This window comes from Klebsiella oxytoca NBRC 105695, assembly GCF_001598695.1.
Lineage (GTDB): Bacteria > Pseudomonadota > Gammaproteobacteria > Enterobacterales > Enterobacteriaceae > Klebsiella > Klebsiella oxytoca.
The window spans coordinates 140,612-163,080 of record NZ_BCZK01000006.1 but is presented as its reverse complement, the minus strand read 5'-3'; the positions used below and the strand labels follow the sequence as shown (position 1 = coordinate 163,080).

At 56.9% G+C, this 22,469-nt stretch carries 19 protein-coding genes; 9 read left to right on the top strand and 10 right to left on the bottom strand.

The window, feature by feature from the left end:
* Positions 1-13: 13 nt before the first annotated feature.
* From KO1_RS12430 to moeA, 5 genes are all read right to left on the bottom strand, one after another.
* Positions 14-829 carry a Cof-type HAD-IIB family hydrolase gene (locus KO1_RS12430; RefSeq protein ID WP_004100518.1) on the bottom strand — a complete coding sequence of 272 codons (816 nt, stop codon included), beginning with the start codon at positions 827-829 and terminating at the stop codon, positions 14-16.
* 209 nt (positions 830-1,038) lie between these two features.
* The gene (locus KO1_RS12425) at positions 1,039-3,471 is read right to left on the bottom strand and encodes a formate C-acetyltransferase/glycerol dehydratase family glycyl radical enzyme (RefSeq protein ID WP_064406938.1); all 2,433 of its coding nucleotides are present in this window, start codon (positions 3,469-3,471) and stop codon (positions 1,039-1,041) included.
* A gap of 4 nt (positions 3,472-3,475) precedes the next feature.
* Positions 3,476-4,375, bottom strand: coding sequence for a glycyl-radical enzyme activating protein (locus KO1_RS12420; RefSeq protein WP_004100522.1), 900 nt, complete (start codon positions 4,373-4,375; stop codon positions 3,476-3,478).
* Positions 4,376-4,528: 153 nt separating this feature from the next.
* Complete coding sequence (gene moeB / locus KO1_RS12415) at positions 4,529-5,284, bottom strand: molybdopterin-synthase adenylyltransferase MoeB (protein ID WP_064406937.1); 756 nt, start codon at positions 5,282-5,284, stop codon at positions 4,529-4,531.
* Entirely contained in the window at positions 5,284-6,519 is a 1,236-nt protein-coding gene (gene moeA / locus KO1_RS12410; RefSeq protein WP_032727978.1) for a molybdopterin molybdotransferase MoeA, read from the bottom strand. The genes moeB and moeA overlap by 1 nt, the downstream gene beginning before the upstream one ends.
* Positions 6,520-6,967: 448 nt before the next feature.
* Here moeA and iaaA point away from each other — a divergent pair, with 448 nt between their 5' ends.
* The 5 genes from iaaA to gsiD are packed head-to-tail and all read left to right on the top strand — an operon-like array spanning position 6,968 to position 13,237.
* Complete coding sequence (gene iaaA / locus KO1_RS12405; protein WP_047720104.1) at positions 6,968-7,909, top strand: beta-aspartyl-peptidase; 942 nt, start codon at positions 6,968-6,970, stop codon at positions 7,907-7,909.
* A 12-nt stretch (positions 7,910-7,921) separates the two neighbouring features.
* Positions 7,922-9,775 carry a glutathione ABC transporter ATP-binding protein GsiA gene (gsiA, locus tag KO1_RS12400; protein ID WP_032727980.1) on the top strand — a complete coding sequence of 618 codons (1,854 nt, stop codon included), beginning with the start codon at positions 7,922-7,924 and terminating at the stop codon, positions 9,773-9,775.
* A gap of 37 nt (positions 9,776-9,812) precedes the next feature.
* The gene (gene gsiB / locus KO1_RS12395; RefSeq protein WP_004100531.1) at positions 9,813-11,351 is read left to right on the top strand and encodes a glutathione ABC transporter substrate-binding protein GsiB; all 1,539 of its coding nucleotides are present in this window, start codon (positions 9,813-9,815) and stop codon (positions 11,349-11,351) included.
* A gap of 52 nt (positions 11,352-11,403) precedes the next feature.
* Positions 11,404-12,324, top strand: a complete 921-nt coding sequence (gsiC, locus tag KO1_RS12390) for a glutathione ABC transporter permease GsiC (protein ID WP_004100533.1) — start codon at positions 11,404-11,406, stop codon at positions 12,322-12,324.
* Between the two features lies 1 nt (position 12,325).
* A complete protein-coding gene (gsiD, locus tag KO1_RS12385; RefSeq protein ID WP_017146287.1) occupies positions 12,326-13,237 on the top strand; it encodes a glutathione ABC transporter permease GsiD in 912 nt (303 codons plus the stop codon).
* 127 nt (positions 13,238-13,364) lie between these two features.
* Here gsiD and rimO read toward each other — a convergent pair whose 3' ends face one another.
* Positions 13,365-14,690, bottom strand: a complete 1,326-nt coding sequence (rimO, locus tag KO1_RS12380; protein WP_004100537.1) for a 30S ribosomal protein S12 methylthiotransferase RimO — start codon at positions 14,688-14,690, stop codon at positions 13,365-13,367.
* A 260-nt stretch (positions 14,691-14,950) separates the two neighbouring features.
* On the opposite strand from rimO, the gene KO1_RS12375 reads away from it, so the two are divergent.
* Positions 14,951-15,469: a hypothetical protein gene (locus tag KO1_RS12375; protein ID WP_004100539.1), complete on the top strand. Its 519-nt coding sequence runs from the start codon at positions 14,951-14,953 to the stop codon at positions 15,467-15,469.
* Positions 15,470-15,503: 34 nt separating this feature from the next.
* Here the strand turns inward: KO1_RS12375 and KO1_RS12370 are convergent, their stop codons facing one another.
* Positions 15,504-16,745 carry an oligosaccharide MFS transporter gene (locus tag KO1_RS12370; protein ID WP_162098348.1) on the bottom strand — a complete coding sequence of 414 codons (1,242 nt, stop codon included), beginning with the start codon at positions 16,743-16,745 and terminating at the stop codon, positions 15,504-15,506.
* Between the two features lie 380 nt (positions 16,746-17,125).
* On the opposite strand from KO1_RS12370, the gene bssR reads away from it, so the two are divergent.
* Positions 17,126-17,509, top strand: a complete 384-nt coding sequence (gene bssR, locus KO1_RS12365; RefSeq protein WP_004100544.1) for a biofilm formation regulator BssR — start codon at positions 17,126-17,128, stop codon at positions 17,507-17,509.
* A 103-nt stretch (positions 17,510-17,612) separates the two neighbouring features.
* Positions 17,613-18,725, top strand: coding sequence for a PQQ-dependent sugar dehydrogenase (locus tag KO1_RS12360; protein ID WP_004100546.1), 1,113 nt, complete (start codon positions 17,613-17,615; stop codon positions 18,723-18,725).
* A 2-nt stretch (positions 18,726-18,727) separates the two neighbouring features.
* Here the strand turns inward: KO1_RS12360 and KO1_RS12355 are convergent, their stop codons facing one another.
* A complete protein-coding gene (locus tag KO1_RS12355) occupies positions 18,728-19,354 on the bottom strand; it encodes a glutathione S-transferase family protein (protein ID WP_004100548.1) in 627 nt (208 codons plus the stop codon).
* 257 nt (positions 19,355-19,611) lie between these two features.
* On the opposite strand from KO1_RS12355, the gene dacC reads away from it, so the two are divergent.
* On the top strand, positions 19,612-20,814 hold the full coding sequence (gene dacC / locus KO1_RS12350) for a serine-type D-Ala-D-Ala carboxypeptidase (protein WP_016808089.1): 1,203 nt from the start codon (positions 19,612-19,614) through the stop codon (positions 20,812-20,814).
* Between the two features lie 30 nt (positions 20,815-20,844).
* Here the strand turns inward: dacC and deoR are convergent, their stop codons facing one another.
* On the bottom strand, positions 20,845-21,603 hold the full coding sequence (deoR, locus tag KO1_RS12345) for a DNA-binding transcriptional repressor DeoR (RefSeq protein ID WP_032727982.1): 759 nt from the start codon (positions 21,601-21,603) through the stop codon (positions 20,845-20,847).
* Positions 21,604-21,727: 124 nt separating this feature from the next.
* Positions 21,728-22,321 (bottom strand): undecaprenyl-diphosphate phosphatase, encoded by a 594-nt coding sequence (gene ybjG, locus KO1_RS12340; RefSeq protein WP_024273959.1) that lies wholly within the window; start codon positions 22,319-22,321, stop codon positions 21,728-21,730.
* Positions 22,322-22,469 lie beyond the last annotated feature (148 nt).

Below are 22,469 nucleotides of genomic sequence, written 5' to 3'. Positions count from 1 at the left end.
CCCCGGAGAGGCGTTACTTGTCGAACGGGGTGGCGTGGTCGAGGACGGCCTGAATCACCTTCAGCGCGCCGTCGTGGTTGTTGTCATCGGTAGCATAACGCGATACCGCCTTAATGCTTTCGGCGGCATTGGCCATCGCGAAAGAGTATCTCACCAGCTTCAGCATTTCCGTGTCGTTCGCGCTGTCGCCGATGGCTACGCACGCCTGCGGCGAAATGTTCCAGCGCTTAAGCAAGCGGCTGATACCGTTGGCTTTATGCAGGCCGGGGATGATCAAATCGACGAAGCCAAAACCGCTGGTGACCGGCTTCATAATGCCGTCCAGCGAGACGTGCAGTTTGTCGATAAGCTGCGGAATTTCGCTATCCGGCAGGTTAAGGGAAAACTTAAACAGCTTATCGTCGATGTCATGGTAGCTGCCAATACGCTGCAGACGATGGTAGTGCTTTGACATCAGCGCGACAAAGGCGTCGGGCGCGCGATCGCTGACGTAAGCGCTCTCGAGGCCGCAGGCGACAAAGTTGAGCTGCGGGTCTTTGAGCAGTTCGCCAATCACCACCTGGGATTCATGGCGGGTAAGTTCACCGTGGAACAGCTGTTGACCGTGTTCGAAAACCAGCGCGCCGTTCTCGGCAACAAAGGAGATTTGGTCGCGGATTTCCGGGAAAAAAGAGATCAGCTGATAGTACTGGTTGCCGCTGGCGACCACAAACTCAATACCCTGCTGCTGGAGTTGCGCGAACTGCGCAAGAAAACGCGAGCGATCGTACTGCTTGGCGTCATTGAGAAAAGTTCCGTCCATATCGGTGACGATAACTTTAACGGTCATAACACATGCTCCTGGCTTAACTTCGACCAGTAACATTCTAATTACAATGTGATGGGGAGCACAAATTTATTTCGAATGAAAGTTTGTGTTCACCCTTGTGCAACATAAAACCCCGGATTGCGGCGTAAACGCCTTACCCGGACTACCGGCCCGCAAACGGCTTCGAACCTGTAGCCCGGCTAAGCGCAGCGCAAGCCGGGGGATGTGGCTTACAGCGTATGCTCGGTACGGGCGATAATATCGTCCTGAGCATCCGGCGACAGGGCGGTAAAGAACGCCGAGTATCCGGCCACGCGGACCACTAAATCACGATACTGGTCAGGATGTTTCTTCGCTTCCAGCAGCGTTTCGCGCGACACGATGTTGTACTGAATATGCCAGCCTTTGTGCACCTCGAAGAAGGTGCGCAGCAGCACCATCAGTTTCTGCTTATCCGACTCATTCTCCAGCGTAGCCGGGTTCAGCTTCTGGTTAAGCAGTACGCCGCCAAGAATTGAGCCGGTTGGCAGTTTACCTACCGAGCTGATCACCGCGGTCGGCCCCAAGTGGTCGGTACCGGAAGCCGGACTTGCCCCTTCCGCCAGCGGCGAGTGCGCTTTACGGCCATCCGGCGTCGCCATCGTTTGAGCGCCAAACGGCACGTTGGCGGAGATGGACGAGGTGCCGGCGTAGTAGTTACCGCCGATCGGGCCGCGGCCATAGCGCGGGTTATGATACAGCTTCAGCTCATCAATATAGGTCTGGTAGGCGCGAGCCAGCAGAATATCGACGCTATCTTCATCGTTACCGTATTTCGGCGCGCCGTTGATTAAGCGCTGGCGCAGCTGCTCGTGGGTCAGGCCTTCGAAGTCTTCAGCCAGCGCTTTGGCCAGCTCTTGTTGACCAATGACGCCCTGGTCGAACACCAGTTTCTTCACCGCCGCCAGGCTGTTGCCGAGGTTAGCGATACCGACCTGCAGACCGGATACCCAGTCATATTTCGCGCCGCCCTGCTTGATGCTCTTCGCACGCTCAATGCAGTCATCGACCAGCGCCGAGCAGAGGATATCGTGCACGTTCTCTTCCAGCATGGTATCGACCACGTACTCAATCTCGATAGAATTGCGCGTGTAGTAGCGGATCTGCGTATCCCAGTCGGCCAGGACCTGTTCAAAGTTGTCGAAGTTGCCTTTTGACAGCGCATGTTCCTGCGGCAGGAAAACCTGGCCGCTGGTGGCGTCGCGGCCGCCTTCCAGGGTTGCCAGCATGACGCGGGCGAAGTTGATAAAGCTCATCCCGGTGCAGCGATAGCCCCATTTACCGCCGACGGCGGTTTCAATGCAGCCGATAGCGGCATAGTCGTAGGCATCCTGCGGCTCGATCCCCAGCTTGATAAATTCCGGGATGACGATTTCATCGTTGTTGAACGCCGGCATGCCGAAGCCGCAGCGGATCACCTGCACGCAGGCGTCGAGGAAGTCGTTGCTCATGCCCGCGTGATAGCGCACGCTGAGGTTAGGCTGAGTCGAACGCAGCCGACCGCAGGATTCCAGGATGGCGTAGGAGAGCGGGTTTACCGCATCCTGCGCTTTACCGTCCACCAGATTCTGGCCGCCGATGGTGACGTTCTGATACAACGGGCTCCCGGCGGAAGCCTTAGAGTGCGAGCCGGAGCGAATTTTGTTCACCTCCAGCAGTTTAAGCCAGCAGCAGTGCAGTAGCTCAATGGCGTGTTCGCGATCCAGAGAGTGTGCCAGCTCAACGTCGCGGCGGTAGTAAGGGTAGAGATACTGGTCCATACGGCCGAAAGAGACCGAGTGACCGTTGGACTCGATCTGCAGAATCAGCTGGATGAAATAGCACAGCTGCAGCGCCTGCCAGAAAGTTTTCGGCGGCTCATGGGCGATGATGTCGCAGTTTTCGGCAATCGCCAGCAGCTCGTCGCGGCGGGATTCACGGCTCTCCGTCGCGGCCATGCTGCGCGCCAGCCCGGCATAGCGCTTACAGTGTTCGCTCACCGCTTCCAGCACGATATCAATGGCTTTCAGGAACTGCTCGCCGTGCAGATCTTCCAGTACGGTCAGGTTAATGCGCGAACGGCGCTCGGCGACTTTCGCGCGCATGCCGTCGAGGCCTTTTTCCAGCAGCAGCGGATAGTTGACTGCAAGGTGAGCATCGCCGGAGGTCATATTGCCTTCCGCTTTGATAATGCCGGTGGCCAGCAGCGCTTTTTGCTCATCGGTGAACATGCCGTAGCAGCGGTCCTGTACCGTTTGACCGCGCCACCACGGACACACTTCGTGCAGCACGCGTTTGTTTTCTTCGCTAACGGCAAAACCGGCGCCGGGGCGATCGGCGAGGTCGTCGATCTCTTTTTCGATCCAGCTAACGGTGTATTCCGGGAAGATTGGCGCCGCGCGAACTTCGCTGGCCTGGTTGCCGACGATCAGTTCATCGTGCTTGATCCAGATTGTGCGTTCCGCCAGGTGGTGGGCCAGCGCCAGCGCGCGGCGTACCGGGATCGGCTTATCCAGATGCTGCTGATAGGCTTGGGTATAGTGCAGGGCGCGTTCGGTACAGACCGGCGGCTTGACGATATGCACCAGCGCCATTTTATGCGCCTGTATGCGCGGGCTCAGAGTATCCAGTTTCAACGTTGTCATAAGGTTATCCTCGTAGAGTCGCCGTTAAACCTTTGCTCTGAGCATAGTGCTGCGCGAAGGCGAGCAGCTCGGGTGCAGCAAGCGGTTTATCCGGAGCGGTATAGGGCTGACTGAGTAATTGGTATTTATTCATGCCTAACGTGTGGTAAGGCAGAAAGTGGATCTCGCCAACCTTTAAACGGTCAGCGGCAAAATCGGTAATGGCGGCGATATCGCTTTCGTTGGCGTTAAAGCCCTGGATCAGCGGTACGCGAATGATGATTTTCTTTCCGGCCTGCGCGACGCGCTGCAGATTATCCAGTACCCGACGGGCGCTGCCGTCCGTCCACTGCTGGAAAATCGCTTCGTTGACGTGCTTGAGATCGGCGAGAAACAGATCGATAAACGGCAAAGCGGGTTCGACGTATTTCCACGGCACGTGCAGGCAGGTTTCGACCGCGGTGTGGATCCCCGCGCGGTGGCTGGCCTCAAACAGCTGTCGGGCCAGCTCGGGATTCATAAACGGCTCGCCGCCGGAAAGCGTGATGCCGCCGCCGCTGCGGTCGTAAAACGGTTTGTCGCGCAGCACCGTGGCCATAATCTCTTCGACGCTTTTCTCTTCGCCGCACACCGTTAACGCCGTCGTCGGGCAGCAGTCGCGCAATTTGCCGATATGCGCATCGGTGAGCTTTTCGCGATGGATAATCAGACCGTCCAGCTTACGGGTAATCACTTCCGGCGCAGCCTGCTGGCAGAGGTCGCAGCCGTCCAGGCAAAGGCGGGCGTCATACAGCAAATCCGCCGTGCGGGCGCGGCTTTCCGGGTTCTGGCACCAGCGGCAGCCCAGCGAACAGCCTTTGAGGAATACGACAGTGCGGATCCCCGGGCCGTCATGGGTTGAGTAACGCTGAATGTTGAAGATCATGATTCACCCTCTTGTTTGCATATGAAGATTAAATTACTTTCGAATGAAAGTTGTATTGATATAAATCAACAAGCAGAAGGAGGGAGGAAAATGGAGGCTAAAAAGCCACTGCGGGTCACAAATCATCCGGCGACGGCAGTCGCCGGAAAAGGGCTAAGGCGTGCCACACACCTCACACTGAGGGTTACGCATCAATTTCATTTCGCGGAACTGGCAGCGCATGGCGTCGTACATGACGATTTTTCCCGTCGCCGGGCTGCCGTAGCGGGTCAGCAACTTTATCGCTTCCATCGCCTGTAGCGAACCAATGGTGCCGACCAGCGGCGCCATCACCCCGGCTTCTACGCAGGTGAGGGCGTTTTCGCCAAACAGACGGCTCAGGCAGCGGTAGCAGGGTTCATCTTCCTGCCAGGTAAAAACGCTGATTTGCCCTTCCATGCGAATTGCCGCGCCGGAGACCAGCGGTGTTTTATGACGAAAACATCCGGCGTTGAGCTGGTTACGGATCGCGACGTTGTCGGTACAGTCGAGCACCAGATCGTGGGCGGCGATTTGCGCCGCCAGCGCCTCGTCTTCCAGCCGCGCGTTGAGCGCCGTGAGCTGAACGTGGGGATTAATCCGCGCCAGTGCGGTGCGGGCGGAGTCGACCTTCGGCTGGCCGATGGTGGCGTCACTGTGCAGAGTCTGGCGCTGAAGGTTGGAGAGCGAAACGGTGTCGAAATCGAGCAGGGTAAGCAGGCCGACGCCTGCCGCCGCCAGATACTGCGCGGCGGCGCAGCCCAGCCCGCCGAGGCCGACAACCAGCACGCGGGAGGCTTTCAGCTGCTCCTGACCGTCAAAATCGAAATCGCGCAGAATAATCTGCCGGTTATAGCGCAGTATCTCCGCATCGCTCAGCTCCACGCTCATTACAGCCCTCCGAACAGATGATTAAAGGGCTCAACGTCCACCCATTCGCCCGCTTCCACGTTGCCGCGCTCGCGCTCCAGCACGATAAAACAGTTGCCGAGGCTGAATGAGCTGAAGATATGCGATCCCTGGTGACCGGTGCTGTTAACCGTCAGTTCGCCGTCCGGACCGCGCTGCAGCACGCCGCGTTGAAAATCGAGTCGTCCGGGCGATTTTTTCAGATGGGTTGCGGCGCGCACGCGCAGACGCATCGGCTGAACCTGCCCACCGTTGCCGGAGAGCTTCGCCAGCAGCGGCTGGACCAGCTGGTAAAAGGTTAGCGTTGCGGAAACCGGGTTACCCGGCAGACCGCAAAACCAGCTGTGGTTGAGCTTGCCGAAAGCGAAAGGTTTACCCGGTTTAATCGCCAGCTTCCAGAAGCCGATTTCACCCAGTTCTTCGAGAATCGCTTTGGTGTAGTCTGCTTCGCCGACGGAGACGCCGCCGGAGCTAATCACCACGTCTGCCTGTCGATCGGCCTCGATAAAGACTTCCCGCAGCTTAGCTGGATCGTCGGGAATAATGCCGAGGTTAATGACCTCGCAGCCCAGCTCCTGCAGCATCAGGTGTACCGCCAGGCGATTAGTATCGTAAATTTGCCCGTCGGCGAGGGGCTGGCCCGGCAGCTGGAGTTCATCGCCAGTAGAGAAAACCGCCACGCGCACTTTGCGTATCACCTCGACGTCGGCAATCCCCAGCGAGGCCAGAACCGGCAGCTCGGCAACGGTCAGGCGGGTGCCAGCAGGGAAAACGACCGCACCGTGGGCGATATCTTCGCCGAGACGACGGATATTCTGTCCGCTTTTCACCGGCGCGAGGAAGCGGATGCCCCCATCGGTTTGTTCCGTCTGCTCCTGCATCACCACCGCGTCGCAGCCTTCCGGCACCGGTGCGCCGGTCATAATGCGGATACAGGTGCCCGCCGGCCAGTCACCGTTAAAAGGTTGACCGGCGAAGGCCTTGCCGGTGACCGGCAGCGCTGCGCCGTCGGTGAGATCCGCCAGGCGTACCGCATAGCCGTCCATTGCCGAGTTATCAAAACCAGGCACGTTGAGCGGTGAAACGAGATCATGAGCGGTCACGCGCGAAAAGGCCTGCAACAGCGGTACGGTTTCCGTCGCATTCAGCGGCGTAATACGATTGAGCATCTGGGTCAGGGCTGTGTCGAGCGGCATCAGTCCGGCGGTAAAATCCATGGGTTTCTCCTGCGGGCAAACATCGAAAACGCCTATTATACCTTAAATAATTCGCGTTGCAGGCAGGCGGCGACGTAGGGACAAATTCGTCGGGAACGAATTTGAACAGCTGAAGGCTGCCTCTGGTGAGGGACAAGGATGTCCCTCATTACATCCCCGGGAGCTTACTTCAGTAAGTGACTGGGGTGAGCGACAAATCTGTACGGAACAGATTTGAACGCCGTGTAACGGCGGCCCGTCAGGGCGAGGCTCATGGATGAGCCGAGTAACGAAGCCAACGCACATGCAACTTGAAGTATGACGGGTATATGGCAGAAAAGAGAGACGGGCTATAACCCACCTGGGTACAAGCTTTACATCACCCTCCGCTCTTTCTATATTCAAAAATTGTATAGGACAGTCAGCACGATAATGATATTTATACACTTTATCGTTAAGGAATGGCGCGATGGGTAAGGCGGTTATAGCAATTCACGGCGGAGCCGGGGCGATTAGCCGCGCGCAGATGACGCCGGAGCGCGAGCGGGAGTACGTGGCAGCGCTGTCGGCGATTGTCGATAGTGGACAAAAAATGCTGGCGGCCGGGGCCAGCGCGCTGGATACGGTAACCGAAGCAGTTCGGCTGCTGGAAGAGTGCCCGCTATTTAATGCCGGTATTGGCTCCGTGTTTACCCGCGATAGTCGCCATGAACTCGATGCCTGCGTCATGGATGGTTACAGCCTACAGGCGGGAGCCGTGGCCGGCGTTCAGCATTTACGCAATCCGGTGCTGGCGGCGCGGCTGGTGCTGGAGCAAAGTCCGCACGTGCTACTGATTGGCGAAGGGGCGGAAGCGTTTGCCGCTTCCCGCGGTATGGCGCGCGTCGATAACAGCTTGTTTTCTACTCCTGAGCGTTTACTGCAGCTGCGTCAGGCGCAGGAAGGCGACGATATCGTGCTCGATCACCACGCCGCGCCGCTGGATGAGCGGCACAAGATGGGGACCGTCGGCGCGGTAGCCATGGATCTGACGGGCAACCTCGCGGCGGCGACCTCAACCGGCGGGATGACCAATAAGCTATCGGGACGCGTCGGCGACAGCCCGCTGCCGGGAGCGGGCTGCTACGCCAATAACGCCAGCGTCGCCGTGTCCTGTACCGGTACCGGGGAAGTGTTTATGCGGACCCTGGCGGCCTACGATATTTCGGCGCTGATGGAGTATAGCCAGCTCAGCCTGCAGGAGGCCTGCGAAAGGGTAGTGATGGAGAAGCTTCCGGCGCTGGGCGGTAGCGGCGGCCTGATCGCCATCGACAGAGAAGGCAACGTGGCGCTGCCGTTTAACAGCGAAGGCATGTACCGTGCCTGGTGTTATGCGGGCGATACGCCCACGATTGGTATTTATCGCGAATAAGAGGAAAGGGCGTTGCCGCATAGTCAAGAAATCGATGCCGATGATGTTCTGCAGGTGGGCGGCCTGAACGTCGTGTTTAATCAGCAACAGCAGGCTTTTTCCGCCGTCCGCGACCTGTCGTTTACCCTGCGGCGCGGCGAAACGCTGGCGATTGTCGGCGAGTCGGGCTCGGGAAAATCGGTGACTTCGCTGGCCCTGATGCGCCTGCTCGATCGGGCGGTCAGCGAAGTGCGCAGCGATGCGCTACTTCTGCGCCGTCGCAGTCGGCAGGTGATTGAGCTGAGCGAACAGTCTGACGCTGAAATGCGCGGCGTGCGCGGCGCGGATATGGCGATGATCTTCCAGGAGCCGATGACCTCGCTCAATCCGGTCTTCACCATCGGCGAGCAGATTGCCGAATCTATCCGCTTACATCAGGGCCTGAAGCATGATGAGGCCCTGCGCGAAGCGAAAAAAATGCTCGATCAGGTGCGCATTCCGGAAGCGGAAGCGATGCTCTCACGCTATCCGCACCAGCTTTCCGGCGGGATGCGTCAGCGGGTGATGATCGCCATGGCGCTCTCCTGTCGTCCGGCGGTGCTGATTGCCGATGAACCGACGACCGCGCTGGACGTCACTATCCAGGCGCAGATCTTACAGCTGATTGCCGTCCTGCAAAAAGAGATGGCGATGGGCGTTATCTTTATTACCCACGATATGGGGGTGGTCGCCGATATCGCCGACCGCGTGCTGGTGATGTATCGCGGCGAAGCGGTGGAAACCGGCAGCGTGGAAGAGATTTTTCGCGCGCCGAAGCACCCGTATACCCAGGCGCTGCTGGCCGCGGTGCCGCGGCTGGGCGCGATGCGCGGCACTTCGCTGCCGCGTCGCTTCCCGCTGTTAAACCAGAGCCCGTCGTCGGAGGGGCAGAACACCGTTGTGGCCGGAGAACCGATCCTTAAAGTTCGCGATCTGGTGGCGCGCTTCCCGCTGCGTAGCGGAATTCTCAACCGCGTAACCCGTGAGGTGCATGCGGTCGAAAAGGTCAGCTTTGATTTATGGCCCGGCGAAACCCTGAGCCTGGTGGGCGAGTCCGGGTGCGGTAAATCGACGACCGGCCGGGCGCTGCTGCGGCTGGTAGAGACCCAGGGTGGCAGCATTATCTTCAACGGCCAGCGAATTGATATGCTAACGGGCAGTAAGCTTCAGGCGCTGCGCCGCGATATTCAGTTTATTTTTCAGGACCCGTACGCTTCCCTTGACCCACGGCAAACGGTGGGCTATTCGATTATGGAGCCGCTGCGGGTGCATCGGCTGCTGGAGGGCGATGCCGCCCGTGAACGGGTCAGCTGGCTACTGGAACGCGTCGGGCTGGAGCCGGAACATGCGTGGCGCTACCCGCACGAGTTTTCCGGCGGCCAGCGGCAGCGCATCTGTATTGCCCGCGCGCTGGCGCTCAATCCGAAAGTGGTGATTGCCGATGAGTCGGTATCGGCGCTGGACGTGTCGATTCGCGCGCAAATTATCAATCTGATGCTCGATCTACAGCGTGAGATGGGCATCGCATTTCTGTTTATCTCCCATGACATGGCGGTGGTTGAGCGCATCAGCCACCGCGTGGCGGTGATGTATCGCGGGCGCATTGTCGAGATTGGCCCGCGCCGCGCCGTGTTTGAAAACCCGCAGCACCCCTATACCCGTAAACTGATGGCCGCCGTTCCGGTGGCTGACCCTGCGCATCGCCGTCCGCAGCGCGTGCTGCTCTCCGACGAGCTGCCGGGTAACATCTTCAAGCGGGGCGAAGAGGGGATCAGTACACCGTTACAGCAGGTGGGGCCGGGGCACTTTGTCGCCAGAGAGTCCGCCGCCGACGTGCTGGCGCGCTAACAACGACACCAATAATGCAGCATTTCAGGAGAACAACATGACTCAACGCGTATCAGGCAAATGGCTGTTGGCGCTGGGCGTCGCCTCGGCGCTGACAGCCGCTCCGGCTCTGGCCGCAAAAGATGTGGTGGTGGCGGTCGGTTCTAATTTTACGACCCTCGACCCGTATGATGCTAACGACACGCTGTCGCAGGCCGTCGCCAAGTCCTTCTATCAAGGGCTGTTCGGCCTCGATAAAGAGATGAAGCTACAGAACGTGCTGGCGGAAAGCTATACCGTTTCCCCGGACGGCCTGGTGTATACCATTAAGCTACATCCGGGGGTGAAGTTCCAGGACGGTACCGAGTTTAATGCCGAAGCGGTTAAGGCGAACCTCGATCGCGCCAGCAACCCGGAAAACCATCTCAAGCGTTATAACCTGTATAAAAATATCGCCAGCACCGAAGCGGTAGACCCGACCACGGTGAAAATTACCCTCAAACAGCCTTTCTCGGCGTTCATTAATATTCTGGCCCATCCGGCGACGGCGATGATTTCTCCGGCGGCGCTGAAGAAATATGGTAAAGAGATTGGCTTCCATCCGGTTGGCACCGGGCCTTATCAGCTCGATACCTGGAACCAGACCGATTTTGTGAAAGTGAAAAAATTCGCCGGTTACTGGCAGCCAGGGCTGCCGAAGCTGGACTCCATCACCTGGCGCCCGGTCGTGGATAATAATACCCGCGCGGCGATGCTGCAGACCGGCGAAGCGCAGTTTGCATTCCCGATCCCCTACGAGCAAGCGCCGCTGCTGGAGAAAAACAGCAAGCTAGAGCTGGTGGCCAGCCCGTCAATTATGCAGCGCTATATCAGCATGAACGTGACGCAGAAGCCGTTCGATAATCCCAAAGTGCGCGAAGCGATTAACTACGCTATCAACCGTCAGGCGCTGGTAAAAGTCGCTTTTGCCGGCTACGCCACACCGGCGACCGGCGTGGTGCCGCCGTCTATCGCCTATGCTGAAAGCTACAGTGCCTGGCCGTACGATCCGGCTAAAGCTCGTGAGCTGCTGAAAGAGGCGGGTTATCCGAATGGCTTTACCACGACGCTATGGTCATCGCACAACCACAGCACGGCGCAGAAAGTACTGCAGTTTACCCAGCAGCAGCTGGCGCAGGTGGGCATTAAGGCGCAGCTGACGGCGATGGATGCGGGCCAGCGCGCGGCGGAAGTTGAAGGTAAGGGACAGAAAGAGAGCGGCGTACGCATGTTCTACACCGGCTGGACGGCGTCGACCGGGGAAGCCGACTGGGCGCTTTCGCCGCTGTTTGCGTCGCAAAACTGGCCGCCGACCCTGTTTAATACGGCTTTCTACAGCAATCCGCAGGTCGATAAAGATCTCAATGACGCGCTGAAAACCACCGATGCGCAGGAAAAAACGCGGCTGTATAAAGACGCGCAGGATACTATCTGGAAAGAGTCGCCGTGGGTGCCGCTGGTCGTAGAAAAGCTGGTCTCGGCGCACAGTAAAAATCTGACCGGGTTCTACATCCAGCCGGATACCGGATTTAGCTTTGAACAGGCGGATCTTAAGTAGAGAGTTGTGGGTCCCCGGGCGCAGGCTGCGGGGAATTTGCGCAAGGAGAAGCATGCTCAATTATGTGATTAAACGCCTGCTGGGGCTGATCCCCACGCTACTGATTGTAGCGGTGCTGGTGTTTCTGTTCGTGCATATGCTGCCCGGGGATCCGGCTCGGCTGATTGCCGGACCGGAAGCCGATGCCCAGGTGGTGGGAATGGTGCGCCAGCAGCTTGGGCTCGATCGCCCGCTGCACGTGCAGTTCTGGCACTATATCAGCAACATTTTGCAGGGCGACTTTGGCACCTCGATGGCTTCCCGCCGCCCGGTGAGCAGCGAAATCGCCAGCCGTTTTATGCCCACTTTCTGGCTGACGATTGCCAGTATGGGCTGGGCGGTCATCTTCGGGATGGCGGCAGGGATCGTGGCGGCCGTGTGGCGCAATCGCTGGCCGGATCGTATAGGCATGGCGCTGGCGGTCACCGGCATCTCGTTCCCGGCCTTTGCGCTCGGTATGCTTTTGATGCAGATCTTTTCCGTTGAACTGGGCTGGCTGCCAACGGTGGGCGCCGACAGCTGGCGGCACTATATTCTGCCTTCGCTCACCCTGGGCGCGGCGGTGGCGGCGGTGATGGCGCGTTTTACCCGCGCCTCGTTCGTCGATGTTCTGCATGAAGACTATATGCGCACCGCGCGGGCGAAAGGCGTCAGCGAAACGCTGGTGGTGCTCAAGCACGGCCTGCGCAACGCGATGATCCCGGTCGTCACTATGATGGGGCTACAGTTCGGCTTTTTGCTCGGCGGTTCAATCGTGGTGGAAAAGGTCTTTAACTGGCCTGGTCTCGGACGTCTGCTGGTGGACTCGGTGGAGATGCGCGATTACCCGGTGATTCAGGCGGAAGTGCTCCTGTTTTCGCTGGAGTTTATTCTTATTAATTTAGTGGTGGACGTACTGTATGCCGCCATTAATCCGGCTATCAGGTATAAGTAAGGTGCGATTGCTCAACTGGAGAAGACAAGCGGTTATCAACGCGATGCCGGGGGTTAAACCCGGGCAGATACGTACCCCGTGGCACGAGTTCTGGCGGCGGTTTCGCGGCCAGCCGGTGGCGATGGGCGCGGGGATATTTGTGCTGCTGCTGATTGCGGTGGCGATCGTGGCGCCGTGGATCGCGCCGTTCGATGCGGAAAACTATTTTGACTACGATCGGCTCAACGATGGACCGTCGATGATGCACTGGTTCGGCGTTGATTCGCTGGGGCGCGATATTTTTAGCCGGGTGCTGGTCGGCGCGCAGATTTCGCTGGCCGCCGGGGTTCTGGCGGTATTGATCGGCGCGGCTATCGGCACCGTACTTGGGCTACTGGCCGGGTATTACGAAGGCTGGTGGGATCGCATCATTATGCGCATCTGCGATGTGCTGTTTGCTTTCCCTGGCATTCTTCTGGCGATTGCCGTCGTGGCGGTGATGGGTAGCGGAATGTCGAACGTCATCATCGCGGTGGCGATCTTTTCGATCCCGGCATTTGCGCGTCTGGTGCGCGGCAATACGTTGGTGCTTAAGCAGCAGACTTTTATCGAGTCGGCGCGCAGCATTGGCGCCAGCGACGCTAACATTCTGTTTAACCACATTTTGCCCGGAACAGTATCATCGATTGTGGTCTACTTTACGATGCGCATCGGAGTGTCGATTATCTCTGCCGCCAGCCTGTCATTTCTGGGCCTTGGCGCGCAGCCGCCGACGCCGGAGTGGGGGGCCATGCTGAACGAGGCGCGGGCGGATATGGTGATGGCGCCGCACGTGGCGCTGTTCCCGGCAATCGCCATTTTTCTGACGGTGCTGGCGTTTAACCTGCTGGGTGATGGCCTGCGCGATGCGCTGGATCCGAAGATAAAAGGTTAGGCGTTCGAGGATTGTGCTTTCCCGGACAGGTGTCCGGGAAAGCACATCGCACGCTAATCCTGTGCGGATTTGTCGCCCGGATAGGGCGCATGAGCGCCGCTATCCGGGACAGGTTCAGCGGGCGGAATTAAACCCGGCTGCCCCACAGATCGTATTCGTCGGCGTGTTCGACTTTCACCCGCACAACGTCGCCCGGTTTGACTTTACTTTCGCCGTTGAGGTACACCGCGCCGTCGATTTCTGGCGCATCGGCCATGCTGCGGCCAATAGCTCCTTCTTCATCGACTTCGTCGATCAGCACCATAATTTCGCGGCCGACTTTCTCCTGCAGACGCTCGGCGGAGATCTGCTGCTGAAGCTGCATAAAGCGGTTCCAGCGCTCTTCTTTAACGTCTTCCGGTACCTGATCCGCCAGTTCGTTGGCGGTCGCGCCTTCCACCGGGCTGTACTTGAAGCAGCCGACTCGGTCGAGGCGGGCTTCCTTCAGGAAGTCCAGCAGCATCTGGAAATCTTCTTCCGTCTCGCCCGGGAAGCCGACGATAAAGGTCGAGCGCAGGGTGAGTTCCGGGCAGACTTCGCGCCACTGCTTGATACGCGCCAGCTGACGGTCGGCGGAGCCGGGACGCTTCATCATCTTGAGAATGCGCGGGCTGGCGTGCTGCAGCGGGATATCGAGGTAGGGCAGAATTTTGCCTTCCGCCATCAGCGGGATCACATCATCAACGTGCGGATAGGGATAGACGTAGTGCAGGCGCACCCAGATGCCAAGCTTAGCCAGTTCTTCGCACAGGCTAACCATGCTGGTTTTAACCGGCATACCGTTGTGGAAGCCGCTGCGATGTTTAACATCGACGCCGTAGGCGGAGGTGTCCTGAGAAATCACCAGCAGCTCTTTTACCCCCGCGTCGGCCAGGCGTTTGGCTTCCGCCAGCACTTCACCAATCGGACGGCTGACGAGATCGCCGCGCATGGACGGGATGATGCAGAAGGTGCAGCGATGGTTGCAGCCTTCAGAAATTTTTAAGTAAGCGTAATGACGCGGCGTCAGCTTCACGCCCTGTTCCGGCACCAGGCTCAGGAACGGATTATGTTTAGGCTTCGGCGCGTAGTGGTGGACGTGCTCCAGCACCTGTTCATAGCTGTGCGGGCCGGTAATTTCCAGCACCTTCGGATGCACTTCGCGGATCTGATCTTCTTTTGCGCCCAGGCAGCCGGTGACGATCACTTTGCCGTTTTCTTTCAACGCTTCGCCAATCGCTTCCAGCGACTCCTGCACGGCGCTATCGATAAAGCCGCAGGTGTTAACGATAACCATATCAGCGTTATCGTAGGAGGGAACCACATCATACCCTTCGGTACGCAGTTCAGTCAGGATACGTTCTGAGTCCACGAGATTTTTCGGGCAGCCCAGAGAGACAAAGCCGATCTTCGGCTGAGGGGTGACATTGCTCATAGCTTAAAAAGTGTTCAATTATTGGGATGGTCAGGGCAGGGATTCTACAGAGATCGGCGGAAAGTTTATACTCCTTTTCTTGTTAGCCCGCAGACAGCAGCATCTCTTTTTACGGCGTTGATTATCCGTATTGTTGAGAAAAATAACGCCGTTATTCATCTTTTGCCGCCGGAGCCAGCGCAGGGTGGTTTAAATCAGGTTTAAGCCAGAGACAGTAAAATAGTCACTGCTTTGGATTTTCATTTTTTATCAGGTTTCCGATGTTTAAAAAGTTGGGTGGTTCAGCGTGCGCGCTGGTAATGATTGGCACAGCGCCAGTTTATGCCGACGAGCTGGCGTTATATTCAGTGAATACCGGTTCATTTGTCTATCATATGACCGGCAATCACGGCCAATATAACGAAAAATTCAATAATCAATTTTTTTCCGTTGAGCGCAAGCTGTCGGCAGATTCGAAGTACAGCCTGTTAGTCGGGACCATGAAAAATAGTTTTGACGATCGCTGCCTCTCTCTGGGGGCAAGGAGAGACTGGTATGCGGGGACAAATGGCTGGACGTTTAAGGGCGTCTATGCCTACACCGGGGAGTTCTTCTTTAAAGCTTTTAGCGATTGCGGCGATTCAGGTACCTATCGAACGGCGAAGAAACTGACCGGCGTCGGTTTCTCTCCCTATATTTATCATGGCCTGCAGTACAATTTTACCCCTTATTTCGGCGTAGAAACCGGGATTATTATCCCGGCGATATTTGTGGTGAGCGTGCAGTGGAGTTTTCGTTGATTCGCCCGAAAGCCGCTTCCGGGCGAATTGATGATTAATGGCTTTGCGCAACGCCAGCGCCTGGCGCAGACCCCGGCGCGGTCGGTTCTCTATTATCGCGAAGCGTAAATACCGAAATTAACGTAAATACCCCGGCAACACCGCCCAGAATATAATACGTCTGCGCGAAGCCGATAGTGTCATACAAATACCCCGCCAGCGGCGAGTAAACGGCGGTGGCGATGGAGGCGACAAACAGCACCAGCAGGTAAACCGTCGATGACAGCTTGTTGTCGAAGTTGGCGGCAATGAATTTAAATACCGACACCAGGATCAGCGGTTTTTCCAGCGCATGCATCATTTTGACTGCGCCGATCCACACCGGACCCAGCGGGATCGCGGAGCCTACGATACGGACCGACATGATCAGTCCGGCGATGATCAGCGCCCACTTCGCGCCGGTGCGGTTTACAAACCACGGCATCAGGCATAAAAACAGCGTCTCCCCGCACACCTGAATGGAGGCCAGAATGCCGTACCAGCGATTCCCCTCCTCGGGCGTCGGGAACTGCAGGGAAAAGTACTGGGCAAACTGCTGATCGTAGGTATCGTATATTTGCGTGACGAAAAGGGTGAAGACCAGCAGCATCCAGAACTGCCCGTTCTTCGCCAGCTCAAGGGCATGGGAAACTTTCAGCGCGCTGGTTTTCTGCATCTCCGCTTCGCTCAGTTCGATTTTGGTCAGCATAAAACAGATCGCCGCAATCACAATGGCGATGCTGGCCAGCCAGAAAGCAAGGTTCGGATTGCTGTCGATATACTTACCGACGATCCACGCCGCGGCGGCCCAGCCTAACGATCCCCACATCCTTACGCGGCCATATTCGAACTGGTAGCGCCGCGAAATTTTATCGATATACGAATCGATCACCCCGCAGCCGGAGTTAAAAATAATCCCCAGGTATACCCCGCCGAGTAGCGCGCCCAGCCAGAAGCTGTGCACCAGCAGCGGTGCATATAAATAAATAAAGAACGGACCCACCGGTAGCAGCATGGCGACGAGAAACCAGATGAGTCGTTTTTTCAGGCCGAATTTATCGGAAATAAAGCCAAAGAAGGGCTGCATCAGCAGGGCAATAAAGGCGTTAACCGAGTAGAGCAGGCCGGTTTTCGTGGCGCTAATCCCGAGATGCTGGGTCGTCCAGATAACAAAGAATGCCATGGTCGAGGACCAGGCGAAGAGGTAGAGGAAGTCGAAAAGACTCAACAAGATATAGTTTCTTCTGCCGGGATTAATCATTTCTGTTCCTTCAAGCGGTAGCGTCAAAGGTTACAAGCAAGATAGAGCAACCTGCTGCGACCTGTTTTGTTATACGTATTACATATTTGTGAGGTGATATGACACCCGGCGACATTTTCAGGCAATGTGAATGGCGCTAATTTGTGATCATTGCGGCAAAAAAATAATTTTTCATCACATGAAAAAGAATTGATCTTGATTGAGAGCGTATAACATTTTTGCTTGAAGGGCGCTGGTTGAGCAGGCGAGGATTATAATCTTAGTTGTAACATTGTAAATAATGTTAATGACCTGAGAATTATTGATCTCACACAGCGTTTTGTACAAAAAATAACCATATTATAATTATGGTGAAGGACGATAGAGGAGGAACTGAGATGAACGTTGACAGACTGTATCGTAACCTGATGAATAAGCTGATTAATGCCTCCATTGATCTTGATGCTTATTTACAGTTGCGTAAAGCAAAAGGCTATATGTCAGTCAGCGAAAACGACCATCTACGTGATAACTTGTTTGAACTGTGCCATGAAATGCGTGAATACGCGCCGCGCCTACAGCACGCCGTTGCGCCGGAGGAAAAGGAAGCCCTGCGCCTTGCGGGCGAAGCCGTCGCTTCCGCGGCGGTATGCCTGCTAAGCGGACATCATGATTGCCCGTCCTACATTGCGGTCAACGTAGATAAACTGGAAAGCTGCCTGGCGGTATTGCGGCTAAACATTCATAAATTGAATGATTTTGCCCCCATTACCCACGCCTGAGACAGGGGGAGCCTGCTCCCCCTGATTAATGTTATGTAAAAATCCCTTCCCGCTTCCCCACGCTGGCTACCCTTATCAGCATTGCTGACAAAAGGAGTATGCCATGCACCAGACCGTCACCCTGATAGCGCTTACCGCGCTGTTGTTACCCACTGCCGTCCTTGCCGCCCGGGAGCGCGTGGAGGTGTTGCAGAACCAGCTCGAACACCCGTGGGCGCTGGCCTTCCTGCCGGACGATCGCGGTATTTTGATTACCCTGCGCGGCGGCGAACTCAAGCTCTGGCAGCGCGACAAAGGCCTCTCGTCGGCGATCCCGGGCGTACCGCAGGTCTGGGCTAACGGGCAGGGCGGTTTGCTGGACGTGGCGCTGGCACCGGACTTTGCCCAGTCGCGCCGGGTCTGGCTGAGCTATGCCGAGGGCGGGGATGAGGATAAAGCCGGGACCGCGGTGGGCTATGGCCGATTGAGCGAGGATCTCCAGCGTCTGGAAAACTTCCAGGTGGTGTTCCGCCAGCAGCCGAAGCTCTCTACCGGCAATCATTTTGGCGGACGGCTGGCGTTCGACGGTCGCGGTCATCTGTTTATCGGTCTCGGAGAGAATAACCAGCGTTCAACCGCTCAGGATCTCGATAAGCTGCAGGGAAAAGTGGTGCGGCTAACGGCTGATGGCGAGGTCCCGGCCGATAATCCTTTTGTCGGCCAGTCTGGCGTCAGGCCTGAAATCTGGTCTTACGGAATTCGTAATCCTCAGGGATTGGCGATAAACCCGTGGAGCGATACGCTGTGGTTACATGAGCACGGGCCGCGCGGCGGGGATGAGATCAACATCGTGCAAAAAGGTAAAAACTACGGCTGGCCGCTGGCGACGCACGGCATTAACTACAGCGGTCTGCCGATCCCGGAAGCTAAAGGCAAAAAGGCGGAAGGCACCGAAGCGCCGCTATTTGTCTGGGAGAAGTCGCCGGCGGTGAGCGGTATGGCGTTTTACAACGCGCAGGTTTTTCCGCAGTGGCAACACAGGCTGTTTATCGGCGCGCTGAAGGATGAATCGCTCATTGTGCTCAAGGTTGATGGCAATAAAGTCACGGAGCAGGAGCGCATTCTGACCGATCGCGGTAGACGCATTCGCGACGTACGCGTTGGACCCGATGGTTATTTGTATGTGTTAACCGACGAATCCAACGGTGAGCTGCTGAAGGTGAGTCCGGCGGGTTAAAATCAGGTGACCGGGATCATCACCACGTTGCGCCAGGCCTGACGTTCGCCGATCTGCTGGTACCAGCGCTGCAGATGCGGGCGCGGCTGCCAGGTTTTTACCGTTTCCAGCAGGTTGTAGACGAACGGCGCGACGGCGATATCGCCGAGGCCGAAGGCATCGCCCGACAGCCACTGATGGCGCGACAGCTCGTCGTCCAGAATAGCGAACAGCGTCTCGCAGGCGGCAATACCGGCTTCAATGGCGGCAGGATCGCGTTTTTCAACCGGCGTCCTGACCAGGCCCATTAAAACGGGTCGATGGGCAGGCGAGAGCGAACCGTTGGCCCAGTCCATCCATTTTTCTCCCTGGGCGCGCTCGGCTGGCGACTCCACCCACAGGCGATTCTGACCATACTGCGCGGCCAGATAGCGGATAATGGTGTTTGATTCCCAGAGCACGACATCGGTCGTTGCATCTTTCAATAGCGGTACCAGACCGTTGGGGTTCATGGCCAGATAGGCCGGATCGTGATTCAGACCGAACTCCAGGCCTGCCAGAATTTGCTGATACGGGAGGTCGAGTTCTTCCAGCACCCAGCGCACTTTCTTCACATTGGTTGAGTTATTTCTGCCCCACAGCGTAATCATATCCGCTCCTGCTTTTTATTTCGCCGCCATTGCGGCGTAGTGAGCATTCATGTTGGAATAAAGTTAATATTTAGGCAACCGCGATCAAAAAAATTGCGCTGTTTGCAGCGCCGCGCGAGGTTATTGCGTAAACTTTAAAAACTTTACCAACTCGCTGTTTCTTTAAGGTCATTTGTACGCTTTACTCACCGGCTGCTGCGGCGCGGAACGAGTGTGGCGGCATATTTTTGTTTGGAAAGGATACTTGGGTGGCTCTTATGACGCATGATGCTTTTTCCCTTCGCGGCCTCGCGGCAGGCTGCGCGCTTTTATTTCTCGTCGCGCCTGCGGTGCAGGCTGCGGAACAACTCCCCGATGCGCCATCCATTGACGCGCGCGCCTGGATCCTGATGGACTATGCCAGCGGCAAAGTACTCAGCGAAGGCAATGCCGATGAAAAACTCGATCCGGCAAGCCTGACCAAGATCATGACCAGCTACGTTGTCGGCCAGGCGCTAAAGGCGGGTAAGATTAAGTCTACGGATATGGTGACCATCGGGCGCGATGCGTGGGCCACCGGTAACCCGGCGCTGCGCGGCTCCTCGGTGATGTTCCTCAAGCCTGGAATGCAGGTGTCGGTGGAAGATCTTAACAAGGGCGTTATCATTCAGTCCGGCAACGACGCCAGCATCGCGATTGCCGACTACGTGGCGGGCAGCCAGGACGCCTTTGTCAGCCTGATGAACGGCTATGCGCAGAAGATGGGCCTCACCAATACCACCTTTAAGACCGTGCACGGGCTTGATGCGCCGGGTCAGTTCAGTACCGCCCGCGATATGGCGCTGCTGACCAAAGCGATGATCCATGATGTGCCGGAAGAGTATGCGATCCACAAAGAAAAAGAGTTCACTTTCAACAAAATCCGTCAGCCGAACCGTAACCGCCTGCTGTGGAGCACGAACCTTAACGCTGACGGCGTGAAAACCGGAACCACCGCCGGTGCGGGCTACAATCTGGTCTCTTCCGCGACGCAAAACGACATGCGCCTGATTGCCGTCGTGCTCGGCACCAAAACTGACCGTATCCGATTTAACGAATCTGAAAAATTGCTGACCTGGGGCTTCCGCTTTTATGAAACCGTGACGCCGATTAAACCTGATGCCACCTTCATTACCCAGCGCGTCTGGTTTGGCGATAGCAGTGAAGCGAAGCTTGGCGCGGGCGATGCCGGTTCCATCACGCTGCCGAAAGGCCAGCTGAAAAACCTGAAGGCCAGCTACACCCTGAATGATACGCAGCTGACCGCACCGCTGACTAAAGGGCAGGTTGTCGGCACCATCGACTTTAAACTGAATGATAAAACCATTGAACAGCGGCCGCTGATTGTTATGGAAGCGGTCAATGAAGGCGGGTTCTTTAGCCGGATGATCGATTTCGTGCTGATGAAACTGCACGGCTGGTTCGGCGGCTGGTTCTCGTAAAATGCAGGCCGCGCCCTGCGGGGCGCGGTTTTAGTAAAGGAGTGAAATTTGTTCTTCTTTCGCCAGCGTAAGCAGCTCGTCATCCGGACACACGTCGCTGGCAATCACGTCAAACTGCGATAAATCGCCCATCCGCGCCGGCCGAACTTTGCCAAATTTACTGTGATCGACGACCAGCACGTGGTAGCGCGCGCTTTTCATCGCCCAGTGTTTAACCGGCAGCTCCTCGAGGTTAAAGCAGGTCGCTCCCTGCTCGCAATCGACGCCCGCGGCGGAATAAAACGCGATATCAGGGCAAAGATGGCTTAGCGTATCCTGCAGGCTCAGCGGTTTAAAAATGGCGTTGCTGGCGTGGAACTCACCGCCGCACAAAATCGCGCGGCACTGTGGCTTTTCCTGCAAGGAAAGGAAGGTGTTGAGCGAATAGCAGACCCCGGTAAACGGCAGGGCGTTGTCGATGGCATCGATAATCCACGGCGTGGTGGTCCCGCAGTCGAAAAAGGCCATCTGATGGGCCTCAAGCAGCTTTGCCGCATGGCGGGCGGCGCGGCGTTTTTCATCAACAAGGCGCGTTTTCTGGTCGCTTAGCAGATAGTGCGTCGCGCTGCGCGGCTCCAGAACGATATAGCCGCCCAGCAAAACGACCGGGCCGCTGTGGCCGTTGAGGTCGCGACGAATAGTCATCTCTGACACCCCAAGCAGGGTGGCCGCTTCTTTTAGATGCAGTTTATCACTGCGCTTGAGTGCCTGAATAAGCTGGCTGATGCGTTCGTCACGACGAGTTTCCATATTCCCTCTAGGCTAAAGCGCCCTGCATCGACAGGGCGTCAGCGGCGATTTTACCTGCCGAAAGAGGGTTAGTCACGCGCAGGCGTTGGGCTCTGCCGCAATTTACCGGCGGCTGAGAAACCGGTTATTCGCGCACCCAGCCTTTGCGAATCGGTAGCGAAAAGAACAGGCGGTACAGCCGCTGCAGATGCTGATAAAGGGTCTTTCCGCCGCTTTGCCACAAAAGCTGGGCGCTTAGACAGGCGCTCATCGCGGTGAGAAGTCCGCCCAGCATATCCATCGGCCAGTGAACGCCGAGATAGACCCTGGACCAGGCAATTGCGCAGGCAACGGCGAAAAGCAGTACTCCCGACCACAGGCGGTGCCAGAACATAAAGGCCAGCGCATAGGTAAAGCAGATGGTGCCGTGATTGCTCGGGAAGGAGTTGTTGGGCGAGTGGTGCAGGAAGTTATAACCCATACCGGCGGCGAACGGCCGTTCGTGCGGAAAAAGCGCGCCGAATATCCATGACAGCGTAAGACTAATGGCTAATGCCATCATCACCTTAAATACTAGCTGACGCTGGTTTGGACCCCAAAGCCATAAGGCTAATACTAATAATGGCACAATAATAATCAGGTCTTTGGCGATAAACGTCGCGATCTCTATCGCCCACCACGGGGACGAGGGAGTGGCATTGAGTAATGCAAACAGCGAGTAGTTAATATTTTCCAGCATACGTCCGGGCTCTTTAATCCGTTATCAACAAGCCGCCCACCCTAAGAAACGGTGGCGCTAAGGTAAAGCAGTATTTTCTTAATTATCAGTTTGTTATGAGTGAAATCTTGCATGTATCTTCGTTAACAGACTGAATAAAGGAGTATAT

Bases quoted from the DNA above. Each gene is read 5' to 3' on its own strand.
- KO1_RS12430 (WP_004100518.1), bottom strand. From the start codon at position 829: ATGACCGTTAAAGTTATCGTCACCGATATGGACGGAACTTTTCTCAAT.
- KO1_RS12425 (WP_064406938.1), bottom strand. From the start codon at position 3,471: ATGACAACGTTGAAACTGGATACTCTGAGCCCGCGCATACAGGCGCAT.
- KO1_RS12420 (WP_004100522.1), bottom strand. From the start codon at position 4,375: ATGATCTTCAACATTCAGCGTTACTCAACCCATGACGGCCCGGGGATC.
- moeB (WP_064406937.1), bottom strand. From the start codon at position 5,284: ATGAGCGTGGAGCTGAGCGATGCGGAGATACTGCGCTATAACCGGCAG.
- moeA (WP_032727978.1), bottom strand. From the start codon at position 6,519: ATGGATTTTACCGCCGGACTGATGCCGCTCGACACAGCCCTGACCCAG.
- iaaA (WP_047720104.1), top strand. From the start codon at position 6,968: ATGGGTAAGGCGGTTATAGCAATTCACGGCGGAGCCGGGGCGATTAGC.
- gsiB (WP_004100531.1), top strand. From the start codon at position 9,813: ATGACTCAACGCGTATCAGGCAAATGGCTGTTGGCGCTGGGCGTCGCC.
- gsiC (WP_004100533.1), top strand. From the start codon at position 11,404: ATGCTCAATTATGTGATTAAACGCCTGCTGGGGCTGATCCCCACGCTA.
- rimO (WP_004100537.1), bottom strand. From the start codon at position 14,690: ATGAGCAATGTCACCCCTCAGCCGAAGATCGGCTTTGTCTCTCTGGGC.
- KO1_RS12375 (WP_004100539.1), top strand. From the start codon at position 14,951: ATGTTTAAAAAGTTGGGTGGTTCAGCGTGCGCGCTGGTAATGATTGGC.
- bssR (WP_004100544.1), top strand. From the start codon at position 17,126: ATGAACGTTGACAGACTGTATCGTAACCTGATGAATAAGCTGATTAAT.
- KO1_RS12360 (WP_004100546.1), top strand. From the start codon at position 17,613: ATGCACCAGACCGTCACCCTGATAGCGCTTACCGCGCTGTTGTTACCC.
- KO1_RS12355 (WP_004100548.1), bottom strand. From the start codon at position 19,354: ATGATTACGCTGTGGGGCAGAAATAACTCAACCAATGTGAAGAAAGTG.
- dacC (WP_016808089.1), top strand. From the start codon at position 19,612: ATGACGCATGATGCTTTTTCCCTTCGCGGCCTCGCGGCAGGCTGCGCG.
- deoR (WP_032727982.1), bottom strand. From the start codon at position 21,603: ATGGAAACTCGTCGTGACGAACGCATCAGCCAGCTTATTCAGGCACTC.
- ybjG (WP_024273959.1), bottom strand. From the start codon at position 22,321: ATGCTGGAAAATATTAACTACTCGCTGTTTGCATTACTCAATGCCACT.